Origin of the sequence: Hymenobacter artigasi (assembly GCF_012275535.1) — a bacterium.
GTDB classification, from domain to species: domain Bacteria; phylum Bacteroidota; class Bacteroidia; order Cytophagales; family Hymenobacteraceae; genus Hymenobacter; species Hymenobacter artigasi.
This window is the reverse complement of record NZ_JAAVTK010000001.1, coordinates 576,483-598,604: the sequence shown is the minus strand read 5'-3', so window position 1 is coordinate 598,604 and position 22,122 is coordinate 576,483. Positions and strand designations below refer to the sequence as shown.

General features: G+C 59.2%; 18 protein-coding genes. 1 reads left to right on the top strand and 17 read right to left on the bottom strand.

What is annotated here, in order from left to right:
- Positions 1-71 precede the first annotated feature (71 nt).
- From HBN54_RS02360 to HBN54_RS02280, 17 genes are all read right to left on the bottom strand, one after another.
- Complete coding sequence (locus tag HBN54_RS02360) at positions 72-1,793, bottom strand: M28 family metallopeptidase (RefSeq protein ID WP_168671526.1); 1,722 nt, start codon at positions 1,791-1,793, stop codon at positions 72-74.
- A gap of 40 nt (positions 1,794-1,833) precedes the next feature.
- Entirely contained in the window at positions 1,834-2,448 is a 615-nt protein-coding gene (locus HBN54_RS02355; protein WP_168671525.1) for a TetR/AcrR family transcriptional regulator, read from the bottom strand.
- Between the two features lie 78 nt (positions 2,449-2,526).
- Positions 2,527-3,204 carry a carotenoid biosynthesis protein gene (locus tag HBN54_RS02350; protein WP_168671524.1) on the bottom strand — a complete coding sequence of 226 codons (678 nt, stop codon included), beginning with the start codon at positions 3,202-3,204 and terminating at the stop codon, positions 2,527-2,529.
- A gap of 109 nt (positions 3,205-3,313) precedes the next feature.
- Positions 3,314-4,819: a 1-hydroxycarotenoid 3,4-desaturase CrtD gene (crtD, locus tag HBN54_RS02345; protein WP_317170156.1), complete on the bottom strand. Its 1,506-nt coding sequence runs from the start codon at positions 4,817-4,819 to the stop codon at positions 3,314-3,316.
- Positions 4,820-4,938: 119 nt separating this feature from the next.
- Positions 4,939-6,138 carry a class I SAM-dependent rRNA methyltransferase gene (locus HBN54_RS02340; RefSeq protein ID WP_168671523.1) on the bottom strand — a complete coding sequence of 400 codons (1,200 nt, stop codon included), beginning with the start codon at positions 6,136-6,138 and terminating at the stop codon, positions 4,939-4,941.
- A 39-nt stretch (positions 6,139-6,177) separates the two neighbouring features.
- Positions 6,178-6,618 (bottom strand): SRPBCC family protein, encoded by a 441-nt coding sequence (locus HBN54_RS02335; RefSeq protein ID WP_168671522.1) that lies wholly within the window; start codon positions 6,616-6,618, stop codon positions 6,178-6,180.
- Between the two features lie 40 nt (positions 6,619-6,658).
- Positions 6,659-8,134 (bottom strand): carboxypeptidase regulatory-like domain-containing protein, encoded by a 1,476-nt coding sequence (locus HBN54_RS02330; protein WP_235955372.1) that lies wholly within the window; start codon positions 8,132-8,134, stop codon positions 6,659-6,661.
- Positions 8,135-8,211: 77 nt separating this feature from the next.
- On the bottom strand, positions 8,212-8,574 hold the full coding sequence (gene csgH, locus HBN54_RS02325) for a curli-like amyloid fiber formation chaperone CsgH (protein WP_168671520.1): 363 nt from the start codon (positions 8,572-8,574) through the stop codon (positions 8,212-8,214).
- Between the two features lie 137 nt (positions 8,575-8,711).
- On the bottom strand, positions 8,712-9,365 hold the full coding sequence (locus HBN54_RS02320) for a hypothetical protein (protein WP_168671519.1): 654 nt from the start codon (positions 9,363-9,365) through the stop codon (positions 8,712-8,714).
- 130 nt (positions 9,366-9,495) lie between these two features.
- Positions 9,496-10,494: a hypothetical protein gene (locus HBN54_RS02315; RefSeq protein WP_168671518.1), complete on the bottom strand. Its 999-nt coding sequence runs from the start codon at positions 10,492-10,494 to the stop codon at positions 9,496-9,498.
- Positions 10,495-10,747: 253 nt separating this feature from the next.
- Positions 10,748-12,067 (bottom strand): CsgG/HfaB family protein, encoded by a 1,320-nt coding sequence (locus HBN54_RS02310; protein WP_235955347.1) that lies wholly within the window; start codon positions 12,065-12,067, stop codon positions 10,748-10,750.
- Between the two features lie 152 nt (positions 12,068-12,219).
- The gene (locus tag HBN54_RS02305; protein WP_168671516.1) at positions 12,220-12,645 is read right to left on the bottom strand and encodes a curli production assembly/transport component CsgF; all 426 of its coding nucleotides are present in this window, start codon (positions 12,643-12,645) and stop codon (positions 12,220-12,222) included.
- 38 nt (positions 12,646-12,683) lie between these two features.
- Positions 12,684-13,085 (bottom strand): CsgE family curli-type amyloid fiber assembly protein, encoded by a 402-nt coding sequence (locus HBN54_RS02300; RefSeq protein ID WP_168671515.1) that lies wholly within the window; start codon positions 13,083-13,085, stop codon positions 12,684-12,686.
- Between the two features lie 472 nt (positions 13,086-13,557).
- Positions 13,558-17,577, bottom strand: coding sequence for an SNF2-related protein (locus HBN54_RS24100; RefSeq protein WP_168671514.1), 4,020 nt, complete (start codon positions 17,575-17,577; stop codon positions 13,558-13,560).
- A 130-nt stretch (positions 17,578-17,707) separates the two neighbouring features.
- Complete coding sequence (locus HBN54_RS02290) at positions 17,708-18,940, bottom strand: ABC transporter permease (RefSeq protein ID WP_168671513.1); 1,233 nt, start codon at positions 18,938-18,940, stop codon at positions 17,708-17,710.
- A gap of 169 nt (positions 18,941-19,109) precedes the next feature.
- The gene (locus HBN54_RS02285; protein ID WP_168671512.1) at positions 19,110-19,919 is read right to left on the bottom strand and encodes a class I SAM-dependent methyltransferase; all 810 of its coding nucleotides are present in this window, start codon (positions 19,917-19,919) and stop codon (positions 19,110-19,112) included.
- Between the two features lie 98 nt (positions 19,920-20,017).
- The gene (locus HBN54_RS02280; protein ID WP_235955346.1) at positions 20,018-20,410 is read right to left on the bottom strand and encodes a ribosome-binding factor A; all 393 of its coding nucleotides are present in this window, start codon (positions 20,408-20,410) and stop codon (positions 20,018-20,020) included.
- A 209-nt stretch (positions 20,411-20,619) separates the two neighbouring features.
- Between HBN54_RS02280 and HBN54_RS02275 the strand changes: the two genes are divergently transcribed.
- On the top strand, positions 20,620-22,029 hold the full coding sequence (locus HBN54_RS02275) for a hypothetical protein (RefSeq protein WP_168671510.1): 1,410 nt from the start codon (positions 20,620-20,622) through the stop codon (positions 22,027-22,029).
- Positions 22,030-22,122: the final 93 nt, after the last annotated feature.

Here is a 22,122-nt window from a genome sequence, read left to right as displayed (position 1 = left end):
AAGCCCCGGCGGGGCGACACTTGGCTGACTAGTGTCGCCCCGCCGGGGCTAAGGAAGGTGCAGGAAGTGCCCTATTTTCCCGGCCCGCTCTTCTCCCGCGTGGCCTTGAACTCCGAGCCGTCCTTCCATTTCGGGAAGGTGGTTTCGCCGGCCAGTTTCTGGCCCACGCGGAACATCAGGCGGGCATCCTCGGCCGCGCCGCGCAGGTCCCAGGCAGGGTCGTACTGGTCGGCGGGCTGGTGGTAGGCTTTTTCTTCGAAGTCCTTGCGCTGCTTTTCGGCGAAGGCTTTGCCGTGCAGGCGGCTCTCAAACTGGCCGCTGGCGTAGAGGGCCGGAATGCCCACCTTGGCAAAGCTGAAGTGGTCGGAGCGGTAGAAGCTACCGGTTTCGGGGTGCTGAAAGGGGATGACGTAGCGGTTCTGCTCCTTGGCGGCGGCGCGGGCGTAGTCGTCCAGCTCCGACTGCCCGTAGCCTACCACGGTCACATCGCGCATCGGCCCAAAGGCCAGCAGCTCGTCCATATTAATGTCGGCCACCGTGTTTTTCACTGGGAACAGCGGGTGTTGGGCGTAGTAGTCGGAACCCAGCAGGCCCTGCTCCTCGCCGGTCACGGCCAGGAATATGATGCTGCGCTGCGGCTTTTCCTGCGCCTGCTTGAAGGCTGTGGCAATGGCCAGCAGGCCGGCGCAGCCACTGGCGTTGTCGAGCGCGCCGTTGTAAATCGAGTCGCCGGCAATGGCTTTGCCCACGCCCAGGTGGTCCCAGTGCGCCGAGTAGATGATGTATTCCTGCGGGCGGGTGGTGCCGGGTAGCACCGCTACTACGTTTTTCGAAGTTTTGCGGGTGACTTTGTTGCGAATGGTCGTGCTGAGGCTCAGGCCCAGCGCCTTGCCTTTAAAGCCACGCTTATTGGCGGCCGTGTACGCTTCGTTGTAGCTCTGGCCGGCGGCCGTGAAGAGGCGCTTGGCCGCGTCGAGGGTCATCCAGCCTTCCAGGGCCACTTTGCTGGCACCGTGGTCGGGCGTCTGGGGGTGCAGCTTGGCGCCGCCGTTGCTGCTTTGCACCACCGTCCAGGGGTAGGAGGCGGGCTTGGTGTCGTGAATGATGAGCAGGCCGGTAGCGCCGTGGCGGGCGGCCTCCTCGTACTTGTAGCCCCAGCGGCCGTAGTACGTCATGGCCTTGCCCTTGAACATCGTGGAGTCGTCGCCCGCATTGCCGGGGTCGTTGATGAGCACCACCACGGTCTTGCCCTTCACGTCGAGGCCGGCGTAGTCGTCCCACTGGTATTCGGGGGCCGTCACGCCGTAGCCGGCAAACACCAGCGGCGAATCCTTAATGGTGACCACCGGCTTTTCCTGCTCGGTGAGGAACATAAAGTCGTCGCGGTACTTCAGCTGCAGCGTTTTACCGTTGCCCGTCACCGTCGCAATCGAGTCGGGCTTGCCCGCGATTTCCACCAGCGGCACGGCCTGGAAATACGAGCCATTGGCCCCCGGCTGCAAGCCCAGCTTCTTGAATTCCGAAGCCAGATAAGCCGTGGCCTTGTCCTCGCCTGCCGTGAACGGTCGCCGGCCCTGGTATTCATCCGAAGCCAGCACCTTGATGTGCTGCGCGATGAGCGCTGGCGTGATGCCGTCGTTGGGGGCCGCCACGCTGGCCGTGTCGGTGGGGGCGGCTTCGGTTCCGGCCATGGTGGTGGCCGTTTCCGAAGTTGAGGTTTTGCCCTGGCAGCCCGCCAGCAGCAGGCCCGCAGCGGCCGGCACCAGCCAGCCGCTTAGTAGTGATAAACGCATCGGTACAGAGAGTTAACCCCGGCCGCGACGCCAGGGCTGCCTACAGTCGGGCAAAATGCTCGGCCGCAATCCGCGCGCCTTCATCGGTGCAGATACCCCGAATGTAATACAGGAAGATGCTGCGAAAAACCTCGCGCATGTTGTAGCGGTCGGGCGGGAATACCTGGGGGTTGAGCATCACGTTGAGCTGCTCAATTAATATCTTGGTAACCAGTTGAATATTGATGTCGGAACGAAACAGGCGGCTACGAATTCCGTCGTTGAGCAGCTGCTGGAGCTGGGGGGCCGAGTAAGAGTTCAGGTGCTCCATCACGGCATCCCAGGTGAGGGGGAAGTCGGTTTGCAGGTCGCCGTAGTACTGGCCCGGCACGGCTGCCAGGTCGCGCAGCCCCAGCTGCAACAAACCATAAAGGCGCTCCACGGCCGACGAATACTGAGCATAGAGGGCGACGTGCTCGCGCTTCTGGCGCTCCATATCGGCCAGCACGGCGTGGTGCACCAGCAGCTCGCGGCTGGGGAACTGGGCCGCCAGGTCGGGCTCGGTGGTGTTCAGGGCCTTGGCCAGGGCCGCGTCAGACGCATCGCGCAGGCCGTAGCGGTAAAAGACCGAGATGGCGGCTTCCAGAGAAGAGGTGGACAGCGTAGAATCAGGCATCTGCGAAAAGCGATAAGTCTGTTTTTAGAAAGAAGAGTGCGGCATTGCCTGGTCCCGCGCCGGGCATTGCCGCACCGGCTAAAGGGCTCCGAGCAGGAAGAAAAACAGCAGCTGCGTAATGTACACCAGCGGCACCAGCGGGTTGCGTTTGGGGAATGTGGTGCGGTTAAACAGCATCTGCAAGATACAGGCAAAGATGAACCAGTCGCGGAAATTCTGAAACGGAATCACGTTGGCCGACCAATGCCAAAAATCGAAATGCCCGGCCACCGGCTCCATACAGGCATCGAAGCCCACCATGAGGGCCGCCGCCAGCAGAATGCGCGGCAGCTCGCCCAGCGGCAGGTATCGCACCAGCATGCCGCACAAGTACGTGGTTACCACCCAGTTGAGGGCAATCATCGGCGGCACGCCTTTAAAGGGCTGTGAATCAAAGAGCTTGAAGCCCAGGGTGTCGCCATACGTGTAGTGCCCAAAAAACCGGCCCGTGTTCACGCCCACAAACTCGGCCCCAAAGCCCAGCAGCGCCACCGTGAGGCAAAAGCCCCAGAAGCTGGCGTTGCGCCCCGGCTGAAACCAGAGCAGCAGCAGCGCCGTGAGCCCGAGCGTGAGCGGCGTAAAGCGCAGGTAGAAATCGGGGTTGTTGGAAAAAGCCAGCCCCACGAAACCAGTGAAATGAAACAGCAACACCAGGCCCTGGGCCACACGCAGCCGGCGGTTAGTCGCGGCCGGGAGCGGCTCGGTGTAATCAACCATGGAAGAAAAACGGAATAGGGAACAGGGGATAGGTCGGCAATGGAAAGCAGGACGGTGGGCAGCGGCGATAGCATGCGGCCGCCGTTCCTTGTCCCTTATTCCCTATCCCTTATCCCTCATTAATTAACGACGAAACGATTTTGGCCGACAGCAGGCACAGCGGAATGCCGCCGCCCGGATGCACCGACCCACCACAAAAGTACAGCCCGTCGAGCCGCCCCGAAAAATTCGGGTGCCGCAAAAACGCCGCCAGCGGATTATTGCTGGAGCTGCCGTAGAGCGCGCCGCCAAACGACGAGGTATCGGCCGCGATGCCGGGCGGCGTCCAGGTTTTTTCGGCGGCAATCAGTGGCTCGATATCCGTGCCCAGAGCCTGGCGCAGCTTGCGGAGCACGGTGGCGCGGGTTTTTTGGGTGAGAGCGTCCCAGTCCTGGCCCTGGTCGTGGGGCACGTTCACCATAACAAACCAGTTTTCGTGGCCGGGCGGGGCATCAGCGGGCGTTTTTTTGGAGGTGATGTTGACGTACACCGTCACGTCGTCGGCCACGGTTTTCTCTTCGAAAATGGCCTTGAATTCGGCCTGGTAATCGGCCGAGAAGAAGATGTTGTGCACATCCAGCTCCGGAAACGCGCGGGCAATGCCCCAGTAAAAAATCAGGGCCGAGGAGGAGCGGGGCTGCGCCAGCGTGCGCTCCGGCGCGGGCTGGTGGGGCAGCAGGCGGCGGTAGGTGGGCACCACGTCCATGTTGCTCACCACCCGGCCGAAGTCGTACACGTCCAGCGCCGTGCGCAGGCCCGTCACCTGCTTGTCGGCGGTGATGATTTCCTCCACGGCCTCGTTGTAGCGGAATTTCACGCCGAACTCGGTGGCCAGCTTCACCAGGCTTTCGGCAATGGCGTAGATGCCGCCCTCGGGATAAAAAGCGCCGATGCCGTGCTCCAGGTGCGGAATCATGCTCAGCGTGGCGGGTGCCTGGTAGGGGTCGGAGCCGTTGTAGGTGGCGTAGCGGTCGAAAAGCTGCACCAGCCGCGCATCCTGGCCAAACGCCGTTTCGTGGCGCTGGTGCATGGTGCCCAGTAGGCCGAGCTGCGGCAGGGCAGCCACGGCTTTCAGGGTTTCGGGGCTGAAATAGGTGCCCGCTTTGTGCAGCGACTTGTGCAGGAAGGTGCCCGCCGTGGCGTCATACGCCTTCCCGGCGCGGCTCAGAAACCGCGTGACTTCGGCTGCCGGCGTGCCGAGCTTGGCCTCCACTTCGGTCGCAAATTTCCCGGCATCGGCCCAGGCGGTGAGGCGGGCGCCATCGGCAAAAAAGTAGTGGGTAATGGGGTCGAGGCGCTCGTAGCGGAAATAGTCTTCGGGCCGGCGGCCGGCCAGCCGGAAAATGTCATCCACTAGCTGCGGCAAGGTGAAGAGCGACGGCCCAGCATCGAACCGGTACCCGCCGGGCAGCGCAAACTGCTGCATCTTACCCCCGAACGTGGGCCCGGCCTCAAATACCGTGACCGGGTAGCCAGCCACCGCCAGCCGCGCCGCCGTGGCAATGCCGGCAATGCCCGCGCCGATGACGGCCACGGGCTGTTGCGAAGGCGTTATTTTGGTTGTCTTTTTAAACACTGAACTGCTAACCGCCGCAATGGGGGGAGAAGTTTTGCCGAAGCGGCCAAAAATAAAGCGGCGCGTCGGCCCGGACGTATTCTGTCCGCGCCAGCGCGCCACTTTATTTTTTAGACAGGCTATTCTACCGCCAGCACCAATCCCTTCAAATAAGCCCCCTCGGGGTGAAACAAGCTCACCGGATGGTCGGCCGGCTGGGTGAGGCGGTGCAGAATGCGCGCCGGCCGCCCGGCCTCAATGGCCGCCGCCAGCACCGCGCCCTCAAACAGTTCGGGGCTAACGACTTGTGAGCAAGAAAACGTGAACAGCAGCCCGCCCGGCGCGAGGTGCGCAATGCCCGCCGCGTTCAAACGCTTGTAGCCCATAAGGGCGGCGTGGCGCGCGCCCATGTGCTTGGCGTAGGCGGGTGGGTCGAGCACCAGCAGGTCGTACTCGGCCGAGTGGTTTTTGAGGAAGCCCAGCACGTCATCGGCATATGCGGCGTGGCGGTCGGCGTGGTTCGAAAGCTCCGCGTTGCGCTCGGTGAGGGCAATGGCTTTTTTGCTCGAATCGACGGAATGCACCAGCTCGGCCCCGGCTTCCAGGGCGTATACCGAGAAGCCGCCGGTGTAGCAGAACGTGTTGAGCACCTTGCGGCCGGGCGAGTAGCGGGCCAGTAGGACGCGGTTATCACGCTGGTCGATGAAGAAGCCGGTTTTCTGGCCCGTTTCCCAATCCACGGCAAACTGGTGGCCGTTTTCCATCACCAAATGCTCGGTGCCGGTGCTCTCACCAAAGAGGTAGCCGTTTTTTGCATCGGGCACGGCGTTGCCGGGCACGGTTTCGGCGCTCTTGTCGTAAATGGCGCGCAGCTTGTGGCCGAATACCACTTGCAGGGCCGCCGCAATTTCGGGGCGGGCACGGTACATGCCCACGCTGTGGGCCTGCACCACGGCCACGTCGCCATACACATCAATGATGAGGCCCGGCAGGCCGTCGCCCTCGGCGTGGATGAGGCGAAACACGTTGGTATCGGCCGTGCCCGTCAGGGCCAGGCGCTGGCGCAGGGCGTAGGCATTGCCTAGCTTGGCCTCCCAGAATGCGGGCGTAGGCAACTGGGCATCCTGGCCAAAGTCCAGCATGCGCACGGCAATGGAGCCGCCGCCCGAAAAATGGCCCACCCCCAGCAGCTCGCCATCAATGGCTTCCACGCGCACGGGGTCGCCCTCCAGGGTTTCGCCCTGCACGCGGGCAATGGCCCCCGAGAACACCCAGGGGTGGCGGCGGCGCAGGCTGTGGTCTTTTCCGTTTTTGAGGACGATGGTGGCGGGATTTAGCATAGGTCCGCAAAGGTACGGCTCCGCGCCGGGCCACCCCGCCTACCGGAACCAGCGCCGGTAAATAGGCCGCCGCCAGGCAAACTGCGCCCACATGGCCGGGTATATCAGCGCATCGAGCAGGCGCGAGGCCGTGCGGTACTCCAGCGCATCCACAATCACACTGCCGCCCCTGGGGCCGGGCTGAATAAGGTGACGATGCCGCCAGAACCGTAGTGGCGGCGGCAAAACCTGGCCCTCATCTACAAAAAAATGGGTGCCGTCGGGCTGCACACCATCGTCCACAATCAGCGAGGTCCAGGACAGGCGCTTCACCAGCGTATCAAGCTCAATTTCAACCCGGTCGCCGGTGTGGCAGCCATCGAAGCGGAGCAGCCGCAGCCGGGGAAACGGCGGCGCCAGGGCCACAAACAATTCGCGGGTGAAGCCGGCCATCACCACGGCCGGAGGCTGCGAAACGGAGGTGCGGAGCGTAACGTGCATAATTTGCTAACTCCGGCCGGCAATAATTGTTGGCCCGGCGCTATTTGTAATCGGGCAAAAAGGCGTTGGTGAACAGACGGGTGCGGTTCCTGCCGTCGAGGTCAGCTGTCCATACTTCGGGCGGTGCAACTTCGTCGGTAGTCCGATTCACGAAAATCAAATGAAATCCATCGGGAGCGAAGTGCGGGGTCAGGTCATTGGTGCCCAAGGTTTTGCCGCTGTTATTGGTGCCCGATGATAGGTCCACAGGCGTTCCGGTTCCATCGGTGCGGCGGCTGAAAATGCGCGCGTCCTGCTGCCGGCCAGCGGCAGAGTTGAAGCCTGTTACGTCCCGCGTGTACACAACCGTCAGTCCGTCGATGCTGAAGCTGGGCGAATCGACCCGGCCTGGCAGGTTGCTCACCAGCAGCCGGGGGTTGGTGCCATCGGTATTGTAGATGTAGAGCTCGGAGTCGAAGATATCCGCGCCCACGGTTTGCACCACCAAATGGCCGCCGTCCTCGGCAGTCCAGTCGCACTCACGGAAGTTGCGGCCGGCGGGCGCGGTGGCCAGCTCCATCCGCCCGGTACCGTCGCGGTTGATGCGGTAGAGCTTGTCGTTGTGCGCGTAGATGAAGTATGCCCCGTCCGGCGACCAGCGGTAGCCCACCCCCCGGTTGTTATATCCGTCCACATCCAGCGTAGTAATCTGGCGTGGGTTCGAGCCGTCATGATTCATCGTGTACAGCTGGTATAGGCCCGTAGCATTGGACGTGTACGCAATCAGGTCCCGGGTAGGGCTGAGCTGCGGGGCCGTTTCCACGGTGCTCCCAAAGGTGAGCTGCACCGGCGTAGCCGTGCCATCGGCCGAATAAATATCGGTATTGCCCACTACGGTGCGGGCAAACAGGTAGCGGTTGGTAGGGAAGGCAACCGTCTGAAAGCTCCATATGGGTCCTCGCGCCGTAACGCCTGCCGTGTTGCGCACCGTTACCTGCCAATAGTAGGTGGTGCTGTAGCGCAGGCTGGTCGCCGTCACGGCTGTGTCTTTTGAGTTGGTGAGCAGCATCCGCTGGTTGAGGTTGTTGCTTTCGAAAAGGGCCACATCGTAGCGTAGCGAGTCGCTGGCCGTGGCCCCCACCGGCCGCCACGACAGCAGAACCGTAGTGGGCTGGGCCGTGGCCTGGTTGGCGGGCGTGGGGCGGTTGGGGGCCGTGGGAGCAGCGGTACTTGATTTTGTCAGCACAATGGACACATCCGCTGTCTGCCCGTCATTCACCGTCACGTTGGTTACCACCTGCTGGTAGTCCACCTTACTTACCGTGACGGCAAAGCGCCCGGCGGGTGCGTTCTCAATCCGAAATTTGCCTGCCGCATCCGTTAGATAAGAGCTGGTAGCCGGGTTTGTCGTTACTGAAGTATTCGCTAAGGGCAGATTAGTGCGTCCGTCCCGTACGGTCCCTGTAACAGTACCATAATAAGCAGGCTCAACCAAGTTTTCTTGACAGGATATGAGCCCGCCTAGTCCGCATATCATAATAACAATGCTGGCGAACCGAAACCACTTAATCAGTAGTGAAAAAGGCATAAATAAGGAAGGAGGAAACCTACGCGTTAGTGGGTGGGAGTTTGGACGACGGAATCTTGTGCTAATGTATGGCCTTCCGCATCAAACACGCTCAGGTAAATGCGGTAAGTATCTTGAGGTCCCGCGTTTACCCGAGTTTGTGAGAGAGAGACCTCCTGTTGAGGAGCTAGACTGACTTCACCCCGCTGGGTATTGCGCGAGTGGCCACCGGCACTTTCGCGCTGCAATGCCATCTCATAGCGGTAGTGCGCGGCAGTGGGCTGAAGGTTGCGGCAGTGGCCCGTGATGGTGAGCATACCGTCTTGCTGCTGAAGTTCGAGGCGGGCCTGGCAGGGGGCAGGGGCCGCTGGGGTTTGCCAAGTGGCAAGCAAAAGAAACAAGAATAGCATAGCGAAGGGCTGAAATATAAAACTGACGGAAGAAAACAGATTGATAGCCAGACCTAACCAGCCAACAGCCTAGCGTAAAAAAGGCCGGAATGCGGAAGCACTACCGGCCTTCATGACTTTCTGCGCGGGCCAGGTAGCTAACGGCCTACCCGGCCTTGTTCGATGGTAATATTAATGCCCGCTCCCCGCATCTCTACGCTGTAGCCTTGCGGCGACTGTGTAGTAGTTTCCTTCTGCGTGAGCGTGTTGCCATAGCCAATCTGACTGATGTTGTAGGTGCGGTCATTTTGCCTGATTTCGCTTTGAACTTGGTTATTAGCTCCATTTTGCTGGATGTTCAGTTCGTTGTCATTGCCGCTCACCAAGCCCTGCAGCCGGTTGTTGCTGCCCCGCTGCGTCAGGTTAGATGAGTTGCCCTGGCCGTTCTGTGTGAAATCGGCCCGGTTGCCATTTCCTTGCTGCGACATATAGGCCCGGTTGTCGCCCCCACTCTGGATAATGCCCAGAACGTTGGCCGCACCAGCCTGCACGATATAGGCTTGGTTACTCAGGTTCGAAAGGCTACGCTGGTCGATGCTGGCATTGTTGCCGGCACCAGTCTGGAACAGCGTTGAGGTGTTCCGCACATCACCTGCTGCCGACGGCGTGAGCGCCGCGGGCAGCGCCCCAATATCTTCAACCAGCCGCTGCTCGGCTGTAGCGGCCTCGCTGGGATTACGCTGCTGGGCTTGGGCCGAGCGGCCGGCCAATGCCAACGCCCCGGCGAGCAAAATATAGTGAAGCGGTTTCATAGGCAAGTAAGATATATTCAAGACAGAAAAGGTTAGGAGCTAAATGGGCCAAGCCCTGGATTTCTTCGAAAAGAAACCCAGAACTTGGCGCATTCAGTGAGCTTGGAAAGATGCCAAGCCTCCAAGCTGATTAGTGCTGGTGCACAACAGCCGTGTTCAGGTTGCCGCTCTGCGTGGTGTAGGCAGCCGACGACACACGCTCCTGCAGGATGTCGGAGTTGTTGTTCTGGTAGAACGAGCCGGGGCCTGACTGCACTTGCTCGGCGTAGTTGCCCGAGCTCTTCTGCTCGATGTCAGCCTGGTCGCCGTAGCCGGACTGCGTCTGCTTGGCGTAGTTGTCGTTTGCAGCACCCATGGCCGTCCCTACCGACTGACGAATGCGGGCGTTGTTCAGCTGGCCGGTCTGCACTTGCAAAGCCGTGTTGCGCATCCCGTCCGAGCCTTGGCCGATGTAGGCATCGTTGTAGTAGCCGCTCTGCGTCTGGGCAGCGTGGCTATCGCGGCCTTGCTGGTCAATCTGAGCAGCGTGCAGATTGCCCGACTGCGTCTGAGTAGCACGGTTGCCAGTGCTGCCGGTGGGGTAGCCCGTGAAACGAGTTTGGTTGATGCGCGCACCGTTATCGAAGCCCGACTGCGTTTGGGTCGCGGCGTTGTTAGCCGAGCCCACGCCTTGGTCAACAACGGCAGCATTCCGGTAGCCGTTAGTTTGGGTTTGGGTCGAGGTGCTGAGCGTACCAGCCTGGGTCGAACCCATGAAGCTACGGCCGCCAGCCACGTTGCTAGTACCATTTAGCGTCTGAACCTGGTATGCATTGTTGCGGTCGCCCGACTGGGTGAGGGCAGCTGTGCTACCGCTACCGGCAGCAAGCGTACCGGTGCGATTGTCCGTCTGGTCTACATTGCTGTAGTTATTCGAACCCGTCTGCTGGATGTATGAATCTTGGCTGTAAGCACCGTAGGCAGTATTGAACCCACCGGCGGCGGCACCAGCACCCAAGGAATTGGGGCCATTAGGCGTGAGGGGAGATACTACCGTACGAGGAGTGCGGGTGAAGGTGTTAGTTGGGGCTTGAGCGTTAGCTGCAACGGCAACGACCATTGCAGCAGCGAAAATGGAAAGAGTCTTCATACGATTGTGGGTTTTTTGAAAAAAAGTGAATAATGATTGATTTGTTTGTGTTCCTGATAGAACATGACAAATATATAATCTCAAAATACACTATTCCAAATCGAAGAATAATAAATAATATTAAAAATATTACAAAAATGAATTTTATTTATAATTATATAACTTTACTAATTAATAATTGCACTGTGCGTTTAAATGAATGCTTGATAATCAAGTATTTAAATTTTTATAAAAAATTAACAAAAATTTATATCTATTGACCAATTTTGTTTCTGCCGATGTAGAAAACAAGTCCAGCCCGCCCACCCCAGAAGTAGTCATTGTATCTGCCTTGGCTTACTCGGTCGATGCGGTCGCTGAAAAACAGATGGTTGTCAATGCCTAGCGTTACCCCCAATTTGGGAGTAACTAAATATTCCCCGCCCAATCCAACTAGCAAGTGAGGTAGCAGGGTATGGCGACCCAGTGCATCGGCCGTATTAGCCCGCGTAATACCGCTGCCCGCCAGTAAATAGGGCGTAAACCGGTCGTAAGGAAATAAATTGACGAGCAGTCCAGCCTCAGCATAGCTAAACTTCTCATCAAAATACCGTCCGTTTGGCCCAGCGGCCAAGCCACCCTGACCTACATTTACAAGACCCATTAGGTAGCCATCCCCAAAACGGTAGCGAAGATTAAGCTCGCCCACCGGGCGGTATTGTGGCAGGTTAAAGTCTCCTTGATAAAGCTGTACGCCTCCCGAAGCCCCCAAACCCAATGGCCGACGCTGGTAGCCGGTTTTGCGGCCCAATACATCGATGGCCAAATTGTCCTGCTTCTCGCGTAAGTAGGCCTGTATGCTCAGACCATGCTGAGCTGCTGTATCAGCCGGTGCCCAAATGCGCTGTAGAATGCCTTCATAAATAAGGGACTGCACCGATTTCTCGATGGCTTCCTTTACCGCCATTTCGCTGGGTTCATTGTACGTAAAGCCTGTTTCGGTTTCCAGCAGGCGCTTGAAGGACACAAACTGAAACAGACTCGCATCAACCTGCTGCGAGAGAATGGTTTTGGATGTGTAAACCGTTTTGAGAATCTTGCCAGTGCTGGTGCTGATGGCGCGTAGGTACACCGTCACGCGGTCTTGGCGGTACTGCCCCGAGGCCCCAGCACCAAAATAGCGCAGGCCCGCGCCCCCCGTCAAGATGTTGGAGTCATAGGAGATAATACCGCCTTCTAACATAATACCGGCGAAGAGCAGTGGCGGTAGTGGCGGCTGGCCCTGGCCGGTCTGCTCCGAGTATTCGGCCCGGGTAGAGCGAATTATCTTGCGCTCGTTCAGTAGGTTGCCCAGATTTTCGCGCTCAATGGGGTCAAACCATTTCGACTCCTCTAGGGCACGGAGCAACACACTGGTTGCGCCCTGCGTGACAGCTGTAGAAAAGCTGGCACCATTAGCCTGAGGCTTATATTGGCCGGTTTGGTCCCGAAATTTATAGACGGCTACTACCACCCGTTGCCGTACCGGCGGCAGGGTTCGCCACACATCGCTGCCGCCTACTTCCGCCCCGAGACGGGCGGGTTCAGTGTTCATGAACGATTGATGGAGGTAAGGGGCGCAGCCACTGAGCCCTGCCGCTAGCAAGAGCACCACGGCAGTCAAAGTGCGACGCAGAAACATGTGGTTGAAGATAAAAAGCTAAAAGACCAAAAAAGTGCTGGCAACCATCTAAGGTGGTTATGCAATCAGGGGGTATTGGGAATGGTAATCGTCGTTTGATTGCCCGTCGAACTATCCGTTACCTGCACTGAAATGCCATTGGCACCAGGAGTAACCTGAATTTGGTAGTTGCCCACGGTATAGCTGCCTGGCCGAATGGCTCCCGAACCGAACTGAGAGGCAATGAGTCGGTTACTAAGCTGGGATAGCACCTGCTGGTTGAGGTTGTTGGCAAAGTTGGCCAAGGGGTCGGTGGGGGTGCCCGCGCTGGTGCTGGCCGGGTCGGGAATGGAGTTTTGGGCCTGTGCCGAGCTCAGGAGCCAAGTGTAGTTGAATGTGTTGCCTCCACCAAAAGAGGGATTTTTAGGCTCATAGACAAAGTCCTGAGCCTTTGATGCGCGCCCTGTTAAAAACAACGCGAGAAATAAGCTAAGCGTAAAGAAAGTTTTCATTGAAGGCGCTGGAGTGAAGGAGATGAGTAAATGTATGCTTAATAGGTCTCGAGCGGCTGCTTATTGCCCTTCTCCAGCTGCCGGCTAAGATTCTGCGCTTGTAGTAGAAAGGCAGTAGCCATTTCAATTGCTTGCTGAGCAGCTTCTTCAATGAGGTCGTATTTAGCTTGGAGCGGAAATTCCAACAACTCGTCATCATTCACTGATATAGCTACAATAGCGTTGTTGCCACGAGCCGGCCGTTCGTTGATGGTGATGGTAAAGTCATCATTGCCCGGCGGAGGCTCCCAACGATTAAAAAACTGGTCGTAGAAATCATGGCCGATTTTAGTGATGGTCTGGTCTACAATCAGGCCGCTCGACTCTGGCCCTAGCTTGGCCCGCTGCTGCTGCGACTGTATCGAGTCAGCCTTCAGCAGCATGCGCAAGGCTTCTTCCATCTTTTGAGGTGCGAGTGGAGCGGCTGGGGTCGGCAGTGGGGCTGTCGATTTTTCCCGTAGTGGCCGGCCCACTGTTTGGGCATACACAGTGGTCGTACTTAAACTACCCAATACGCCGGCCAGTATCCAGGGCCGCAAAGTTGGTAGCCATAAACGCACGTAACGCTGACGAAGCATAGTGAAACGTATGAAAAAGCTGCCGTTGCGGCTAAAATCAGCTTATAGCAAGAAAAATGTGAACAAACGTAAGGAGAATTAGCGCAAAAGGCAAGGCAGCCTCCATATTAAGCGACTAAGTACAGTGAAAATGCAATAGCCGTATAAGCTGACTTGCGCTGGGAGTATGGTTTACTCATCTGTTGAATACATAACAAGTGCACGACAACGCCGCTCACTCTATGTAGAGAGTAAAATATCGTGAAGGCAGTGCTGGCCCGGCAGGCTGAAATTGCTCGTCACCTAATTCTTGCACCTACCCCAGCAGCTCCTCAATATCCTCGCGGGTGAGGTGCTTAATCACGGTTTCGTCGGTAGCGATAAGCTCGCTTACCAGCGCTAGTTTGCGGCGCTGTAGGGCCAGTATCTTTTCCTCCACCGTGCCCTGCGTAATGAACTTGTAGGTGAACACCGGGCGCTGCTGGCCGATGCGGTGGGCCCGGTCCACGGCCTGGGCCTCCACCGCGGGGTTCCACCACGGGTCGAGGATGAAGACGTAGTCGGCGGCAGTGAGGTTGAGGCCCACGCCACCGGCTTTGAGGCTGATGAGAAAGATTTTCAGGTCCTCGGTTTCCTGAAAGCGCGCTACTTCGGCGGGCCGGTCGCGGGTTGCACCGTCGAGGTAGGCGTAGGGCATCTGCCGCTCATCCAAGGCAGCGCGCACCAGGGACAGGTGCTGCACAAATTGACTAAATACCAATACTTTGTGTCCCTCGGCTACTACATTGCGCAGCATGCGCAGCACTTCGCGCAGCTTGCCCGACTCATGGACGTAGTTTTCGTCGGCCAGGCGCGGGTGGTTGGCAATCTGGCGGAGGCGCGTGAGGCCCTGCAGCAGCAGAAACTGGGTGCTGGCCGGGCCGTGCTCGTCGAGGTTGCGCAGGATTTTGTTACGGTAGAAACTCTTGGTTTCCTCGTAGGCGTGGGCCTGCTCTTCCGTCATCTGGCAGTAGCTGAGCTGCTCCGTTTTCGCGGGTAGTTCTTTGGCAACCTGGGCTTTGTGGCGGCGAAGGATGAAGGGCTTGATGAGCGCATGAAGGCGGCGCGTGCGGCCTTCGTCCTGGTCTTTCTCGATGGGCTTGAGGAATTCCTTGCGGAAAAATGCCTGCGTGCCCAGCAAGCCGGGGTTGATGAAGGACATCTGCGACCACAAATCCATCGTGCTGTTCTCCACGGGCGTGCCCGTGAGAATGAGCCGGTGCTTGGAGTGCAGCTGCCGCACGGCCTGCGAGGTGGTGCTCGACGGGTTTTTGATGGCCTGCGACTCGTCCAGAATCACGTAGTCGAACTTGTAGCCGGCCAGCAGTTCCGTATCGAGCCGCACGATGCCGTAACTGGTCAGCACCACGTCGTAGTCGGCGAAACGGTCGGGGTTTTTGTCGCGGTAGGTGCCGGTGTAGGCCAGTACGCGCAGCTCGGGGGTGAACTTCTGGGCTTCGTTCAGCCAGTTGAAAACCAAGGAGGTGGGCAGTACCAAGAGTGACGCAGCTCCTTGAGCCTCACCACTTTCGCGGCGGTGCTGAAGCATGGCCAGCGTCTGGATGGTGTTGTGCGTCAGAATAAAATTATCCGTCACGTACAGCCGGTCCGGTGCATCCACCGAGATGCATTGCGCAGGCATCACGCCCACCAGTTCTACCGATTTGATACCCCGGTAGGGCTGATACTTTGTTTTGGGACGGTACAACACCGCTTTGCGTGCCAATCGGAAAGGCGTAATGTGGGGCGGTAGACTCAGCGTTAAGGTGTACGCCAGCTGCCCGGTCCGGCTTTCTGCCTTATGTGTATAGCCTGGGGTTTTGCTCGATTGTTTCACGGTACCACCCAGCGACTGTACCAAAAAGGTGACGCCCTCAATCAACGCAACGGAGACCGAGGTGAACTGGCACACGTCGCCCTGTGCCGACATGTAGCCGTCGGAATCCATCAGCCCTTGAAGTAAAGCCAGACGGGTAGGAGTATCGTTGAACAGGTAGTTGTCGGGAATAAACTTGTCTTTCGACAGTTTGCCCTTTAGTCCTAGTCCTTTGATATGTTGCATCAGCTCGTTGGTCCAGCCGGCAGCATTTTTTACAAAAATATAGTCGCAGGTTTCGCCCTTGCGGCGCATTGCCAGGGAGGGCGGCAACTCCTGTGTCACGTAATTCACAATCTCGGTATCGCCGGTAGAAAGGCCGATGCTGTGCTGCCGGAAGCAACCATCGCCTAGCAGCAAACCCAGGAAATAGGGGTCTACTGGCACAGGTTGCGCGGCCAGGGCCACAGGCTTCACCATCGGCACAAACCACTTCGTATTGCCGTGCTTGTCGTGCAGGTCGTTGCGAAACTCGTGCAAGGCCTTCACCCGATAAGCCTGATTCCGGTACTTCTGCACCGGGCTTTGCACGGCCCACAAGTGTTCGGCGCAACACTCAGCAGTAGCCCCATCGGTGAACGTAACCCGGAATATTTCTTTCTCACCCTGCGGGAATACGCCTGTAATGCGGGAAGTGCTCCCCTGCGAATTAATAACCGGGTCGCCCGGGCGCAGCTCACCCATTCTGCGCCAACCGCTGGGAGTCATCACCTTCGCGTGCAGCGGTTGGGCTTTGCCCAAACCCATATCGTCGGCCAGGCAGCCGCCGAAATGGTAGTCCTGCACGAAGCGCAGCCAGTTGTAGCCGGCTTTCTGGTAGGGGCGTAGCTCGCCCAGAAAGCCCACGGGCAGCGGGTGGTCCTCCACTTCGGCAAAGTCGCGGAGCTTTTCCAACTTGCGGCCCATGCGCACGGTGGCCAGCTCGTTGCTTTGCAGGTCGGCCACCAGGGCCAAGTGGTGGCGGCGCAGGTTAAGGCCGTCCTCAGTTTCTTCACCGAAGGCAAACAACTCCAGGTAATCCGTAAACCACTCGTCGGGGATGATGGCAATCTGGCCGTTGGGCAGCTTGAACTCGCGCCGGCGCTGCAAAATGTGGCCCCGGAGCCGGATAAACGGCACTTCGATGTCGCCAAAGCGCACCGTGCCGCGCACGTCAAACCAGTCGCCGGCTTCCTGAATGCCCACCTGCACGCTGGTGGGGCCGATGAAGTAGTTCTTGGTGGCCGTAGCGGCGGCTTCCACCGTGTAGCCCAGCTCGGTGAGGGCCGGGGAGTTGTCGTGCAGCCATTTAAAGGCCTCGGCCTTGGGCAGCGAGCCGTGACCATTAGCCACGGTGAGTCGGCGGGCCTGAAGCTCCTCCACGGTGGCCTGCTCCTGCTCGGGGCTGCGCAGCAGGCGGTGGAACACGTAGCTGTCGGCCGTCTTTTCGAGGTGCACGCTCACGGGCTTGCTGGTGCCCAGTGGCATGAGGTGCGGGCCGTAGCGGAAGCTCAGCTCGAAATGAATCTGTTCGGTTTCGGCTCCGGTGAGAAGGGGCGCAATGGGCTTGGGCAGCGGAATGCGCCCCCGGCGCGGTGGGCCGGGTGGGCGCACGGGGGCTTCGGGCGCGGGCAGGGCGGGCAGGGCGTCGCTGAATGTGAGCCGGGGCCGCGCTACGTAGCGCTCCGACCGAATGTCGAAACCCCGGGCATGCACCTCAAACGACTCCATGAGCGGAGCCACGAATTTCTGGAAATAGCTTTCCTCCACCTGCCGGGGCACCACGATAAATTTTTTCTTCAAAAACGGCAGCAGCTTGCGGCCGTCCACGTCGGTGCGGAAGGAGTAGAGCAGGTCGTTGAGCAGCAGCCAGGCCGGCTGCAGGCAGACCAGTACCGCGTCTTTGTATTGAAAATCAAGCTTCTGGCCCTGGTACTGGATGGTGGGGAAGTAGTGGGTGCCTTCCTCGTTGCGGCGAAAGTGAAACAGGATGGATGCCTTGGCCGGGGCCAAGCCGATTTCCTTCCACGTTGGCTCGCCATCGCGGCCCATAATAAAGACCTGCTTGCCCGCCAGGCGCGCCAGAATACCGGCCATGCGCGTTTGCACGTGCTTGGAAATGAGTTCCTGGAGTGGTTTGTCGCCCTTTTCGGAATTGTAGGTTTTGAGGAAAAACTCGGCCGTGGCAATTTTGCGAGGCCAGAATTCTTTCACCACGGCTTCCTGCTGAATATGGTCGCAGAGCTCTACCAGCTCAAAGTCGGTGGCATCGAGGCCGGCGGCGAACTCGTGGGCGTTTTTCCCCGAAACGGTCTGGTGCTGAAGTGTTAGCTGGCCGCGAGGGCCCAGCTGCACCACATAGGCCGCGAACAGGTGGCCCAGGAACTCGTGTTCGAAGAGCGAGTAGACGATTTGAAACGGTTCTGCGGTAGATACTTTCATAGCCGGGCACGCGGAAGGCGCAAGGTAGGGCAGAAAGCGTCAAATTGGTATAGTAGCGCTTTGCTGCCAGGAGCGAATGCCACGTCCTTACGCCAGAAAATCACCGGAGATGACCAAAAGTCAATAAACGCTATAAATTCTCGCGCAAGTCCAACTTGCTCGCGTTCAGGGCCGGGCGAATGCTTACGGCCAGCGTAATGACGATAATGGACACGCAGGTAAAAATCAGGTCTGAAGCCTGCATTTTTACCGGGTAGGCATCCACCACGCTCGTGGCCATGCCCATGCTCACGAAGCCAAACCGCTGCTGCAGCCAGCACAGTGTGACGCCGAGAATGAGCCCGGTGGCCGCGCCCACCAGCGCCACAATGGCCCCCACGTACAGGAAGGTGCGCCGCACCGTTTTCTGGCTCGCGCCCATCGCCAGCAGCACCGAGATGTCCTTTTTCTTATCAATGACCAGCATCGAGAGCGAAAAAAAGATGTTGAGCGAGGCGATGAGCAGGATGAGCGTGAAGGTGATGAACACAAACAGCTTCTCCACTTTAATGGCCTTGAACAGGCTGACGTGCTGCTCGTCGGAATCCTGCACTTTGAAATCGGGCCCCAGCAGCTTGCGCACCTGCTCTTTCACCTTTTCAATTTCGAAGCTCTGGCCCACCTTCACGTAGAGGGCCGTGCGGCGGGTGCCGTAGCCCAGCAGGCGCTGGGCAAAGGTGAGGGGCACGAAAATGTAGCTGTCGTCGATGTGCTGCTCGATGAGGAAAACGCCACCGGCCGTCAGGTTCTGTTCGTTGAAGGCGTTCTCGGGGTTGAAATCGAGGGTTTTTTTGCCGGGCGTGTTGCGTGGGTACAGCAGGCGCATGGGGGCCAAGCGGTTGTTGAGCGTGATGCTGAGCTCGTGCTGCACGCCGGCGCCCACCAGGGCCAACTCCAGGCTATCGCGGCGCAGGCGGTGGTCGCCCTCGCGAATGTTGGCGTCAATCTGGCTCTGGCCGAAGTAGTTATCGCTCAGGCCGCGCATCTTCACCACCATCTGGCGGTCGTGGTATTGCAGCAGGGCATTATCCTCAATTACTTCCGTGAGCAGGGCCACGCCGGGCGTGTTTTCCAGCTTCATCAGGAAGGTGCGGTCTACGTCGAAGGCCTTGCCTTTGGCTGCGGAGATGACGAGGTTGGGGTCGGACTTGCCGTAGAGCGTGCGCACCAAATCCTCCAGCCCGTTGAACACCGACAGCACAATAATCAGCGCCATGGTGCCCACCGCCACCCCAATCATCGAAATGTTGGAGATGATGGTGATGATGTTGCGCTTATTCTTGGACCGGAAGTAGCGCCGGGCAATGAGGATGGGGACGTTCATAAATCACGGACTCGTCGGGTAGGTCACGGATTATCCGGATGGGGCAGACGGCTCCTGCGTGGGTTTTATCGGGGCGCTTTACGGGGTTAGCGTTCGGAAAGCTAAGGCAAAATGCGGGTTAAACGGTAACGGGCACAGATTCAGGTGGTTTGCCCGCTTGTGTTACGCCTTACTTCCAGGCTTTCACGATGAGGCCGGTACCGGAGTCGTGCACCGTGCGGGCATCGAGCCAGTTCAGCAGCAGGCAGAACGGGAACGTGATGAGGTAATAGAACGGCAGCACGATGAAAAATAGGCGCGACTTACCCAGCATCAGAATGGGGTATTTCATGCTGAGGCGCCACGAAATCTGACCCGGCTCGCCGTAGGAATAGCGGGCCTCGATGCGCTCGAAACCGGCGGTGCGCAGCTTCTGCTGAATCTCGCGGATGTTGTAGCCGTCGCGCACGTGCTCCTCGATGAAGCTGGTTTCACCATCGTCGTGCACGTCGGAACCGCCCTGGTCGCTGGGAGTCGAAATCAGCAGCATGCCGCCGTCCTTCAGCGAAGCGTGAATGTTGCGAAATACCTCCACATCTTCCAGAATATGCTCCATTACATCAACCGACAGAGCCAGGTCGAAGGAGTTCGGCTCCTGATAGAGCACCAAATCCTGCACGGCAAACTGCACGTTCTTGCGGCCAATCTGCTGGAAAAACCGGTTGGAATCGGCTACCTGGTCGTCCTTCACGTCCACGGCCAGGATGTTCCACTTCGCGCTCAGGCTGCTCAGCCAGTATGTATACTGCCCGTAGCCGGAGCCGGCGTCGAGGATGTTCAGCGGCTCCTGGGTGCGGCCCTTGGCCCAGCGGCGCAGCTCGCGGTGCACGTGCCAGGTGCGCAGCAGCAGCAAATCGAGCAGGTGGTAGAACAGCCGGCGCAGCCACGGCGTGCGGTTAAATACCTGGCCGAGCGTCTTCTTAATCGGGTCGTAGTACAAGTCGGTAAATGGGTAAGTGAGTAAGTGAGTAAATGAGCAAGAAGGCACAGCTTCATGAGTTGTCTGCGCCCTTACTCATTTACTCATTTACCCATTTGCTAATTGAATAAACGCGGGCGGGCGGGTTTGTCGTCATTCTCGGGCGCGTCCTCCTGGGGCGGAGCCGGAATGTCGAGCGTGCCAAGCACCTGGTCCATGTGGGCGGCGTAGGCGGCGCTGTCGTCGTGGAAAAATACGAGCTCGGGCACCACGCGGGCCGTTTTGCGGATGCGCTTGGCCAGGGCATGGCGGATTTCCCTGGCGTTGTCGCGCACTATTTCGATGCGCTCGTTGGCATCGTTGCCCAGCAGCAGGCTCAGGTACACGCGGGCCTGGCCCAGGTCGGGCGTCACCTTCACCATGCTGATGCTGGGGGCCATCCCGCCCCCGAAAAGGTGCGGCAGGTCGCGCTGCAATACAGCCGCCAGCTCCTGCTGGAGTAGGCTGGCCATTTTTTGTTGTCGTTTGCTATCCATAATGACTGGCAAAGGTACGAGGTGTTTTTAGGGTATGAGGGTGTGGGGGTAGGAGGGTAGGGGGGATGGGGCGGAAGGCATAAAAAGAATAGCTGTCAGCGTTGGGGTCGCACAATACCTTTGCGCTACCCCCACAGCCTTATACCCTCCTACCCCCACACCCTCTTACCCTCATACCCTAACGAGTGCTTCGCTTTTTCAAAAGCTCGTTGCCTACGCAGCTGCTGGCCCTGGTGCTGCTGGTGCTGGCCCTGCGCCTGCCGCTGCTCTGGGCCGGCCTGCCCCTGACGGCGGCCGAGCTCCGGGCCCTGCTGGTGGGCGAGCGGCTGCACGGCGGCGCCATGCCCTACCGCGACCTCTACGACGGCACCGCGCCGCTGGCCGCCGCCACATTTGCCGCCCTCGATGCAGTGCTGGCGCGGCCCGTGTGGCTCTACCGCATGATGGCCCTGGGGCTGCTGTTCATCCAGGGCCTGCGCCTGAACCTGGTTTTCAATCGCTACGATGTGCACCCCGAGCGCGGCTACGTGGCCGCCCTCACCTACCTGCTGGTGGGCAGCGTGAGCACCGATTTGGATGCCCTCTCGCCACTGTTGCTGGGCAATACCTTCATCGTATTTGCGCTGAGCGCGCTGCTGCCCACCTCCCGCGAGGGCTACGACAACCGCCGCCTCTTCCGGGCCGGCTTCCTGATTGGGCTGGGGGCGCTGTGCTACCTGCCGCTGAGCCTATTTGTGATAGTGGGACTATTCGCGGTAGTGATTTTCGCCGCCAATTCCTTTCGGAGCTCCCTGCTGCTGCTGTGCGGGTTTTTCTTTCCGTATGCGCTGGTAGCCACGTTTTTCTTCTATACCGGCGCACTGCCGGGGTTCACGCAGTTTCATCTCCAGCCGGGACTCACCGACCTCATTGCCAGTGGCTTGCCTGCCGGCCTGCAATTGCGTCTGCTCATTGTGCCCATGCTGGTGCTGGGACTGGCGCTGCTGCGGTCGCTGGGCACGTCGCTGGGGCTGGTATTCCAGATAAAATTCCGCCAGATGATGCTGGTCTGGCTGGTGGTGGCCGGCGTGGCTGCCGCCGTAGAGCGCGGCGCGGCCCCCGGTGCGCTGGTGCTGCTGCTGCCGCCGCTGGCCTATTTCAGCCTGTTTCTGTGGCAGCGCTACCGCCAAAGCTGGCTGCTGGAGTTGCTGCTGCTGCTGCTCATCAACTCCGTGTTGGTGCTGCGCTACCGCGCCCAGGTACCGCGCCTCGAAAGCCTGCTGCACATGCCTGCCGAAAGCCGCTTCGGCCTCGAGCCCGACCCGCGCTATGCCGCCCTGCGCGGTCAAACCCTGCTCATTCTCGGCCCCGACGACCGCGCATATTTCAACAATCACCCCGCCACGCCCTACCTCGACTGGGCACTGTCGCAGGTCGATTTTGGCCACCTCAATGAGTATGCCGCCGTGGTGCGCGTGGCTCAGAAAATGGCCCCCAACCCGCCCACCTATCTGCTCGACCAGAGCCGCATAGTACCCCGCCTAAAACAGCTGCTCCCCGGCATCTTCAGCGCCTACGAGCCCACGGAAACGCCCGGCCTGTATAAGCGGAAGTAAGCGGGGTTAGTGGGTTGGTGGGGTGGTGGATTAGCGGGACAACCCTGTCATCCAGCGCTTGCGAACAGAAAGTCGGCGTAGCCAAGGACCTTA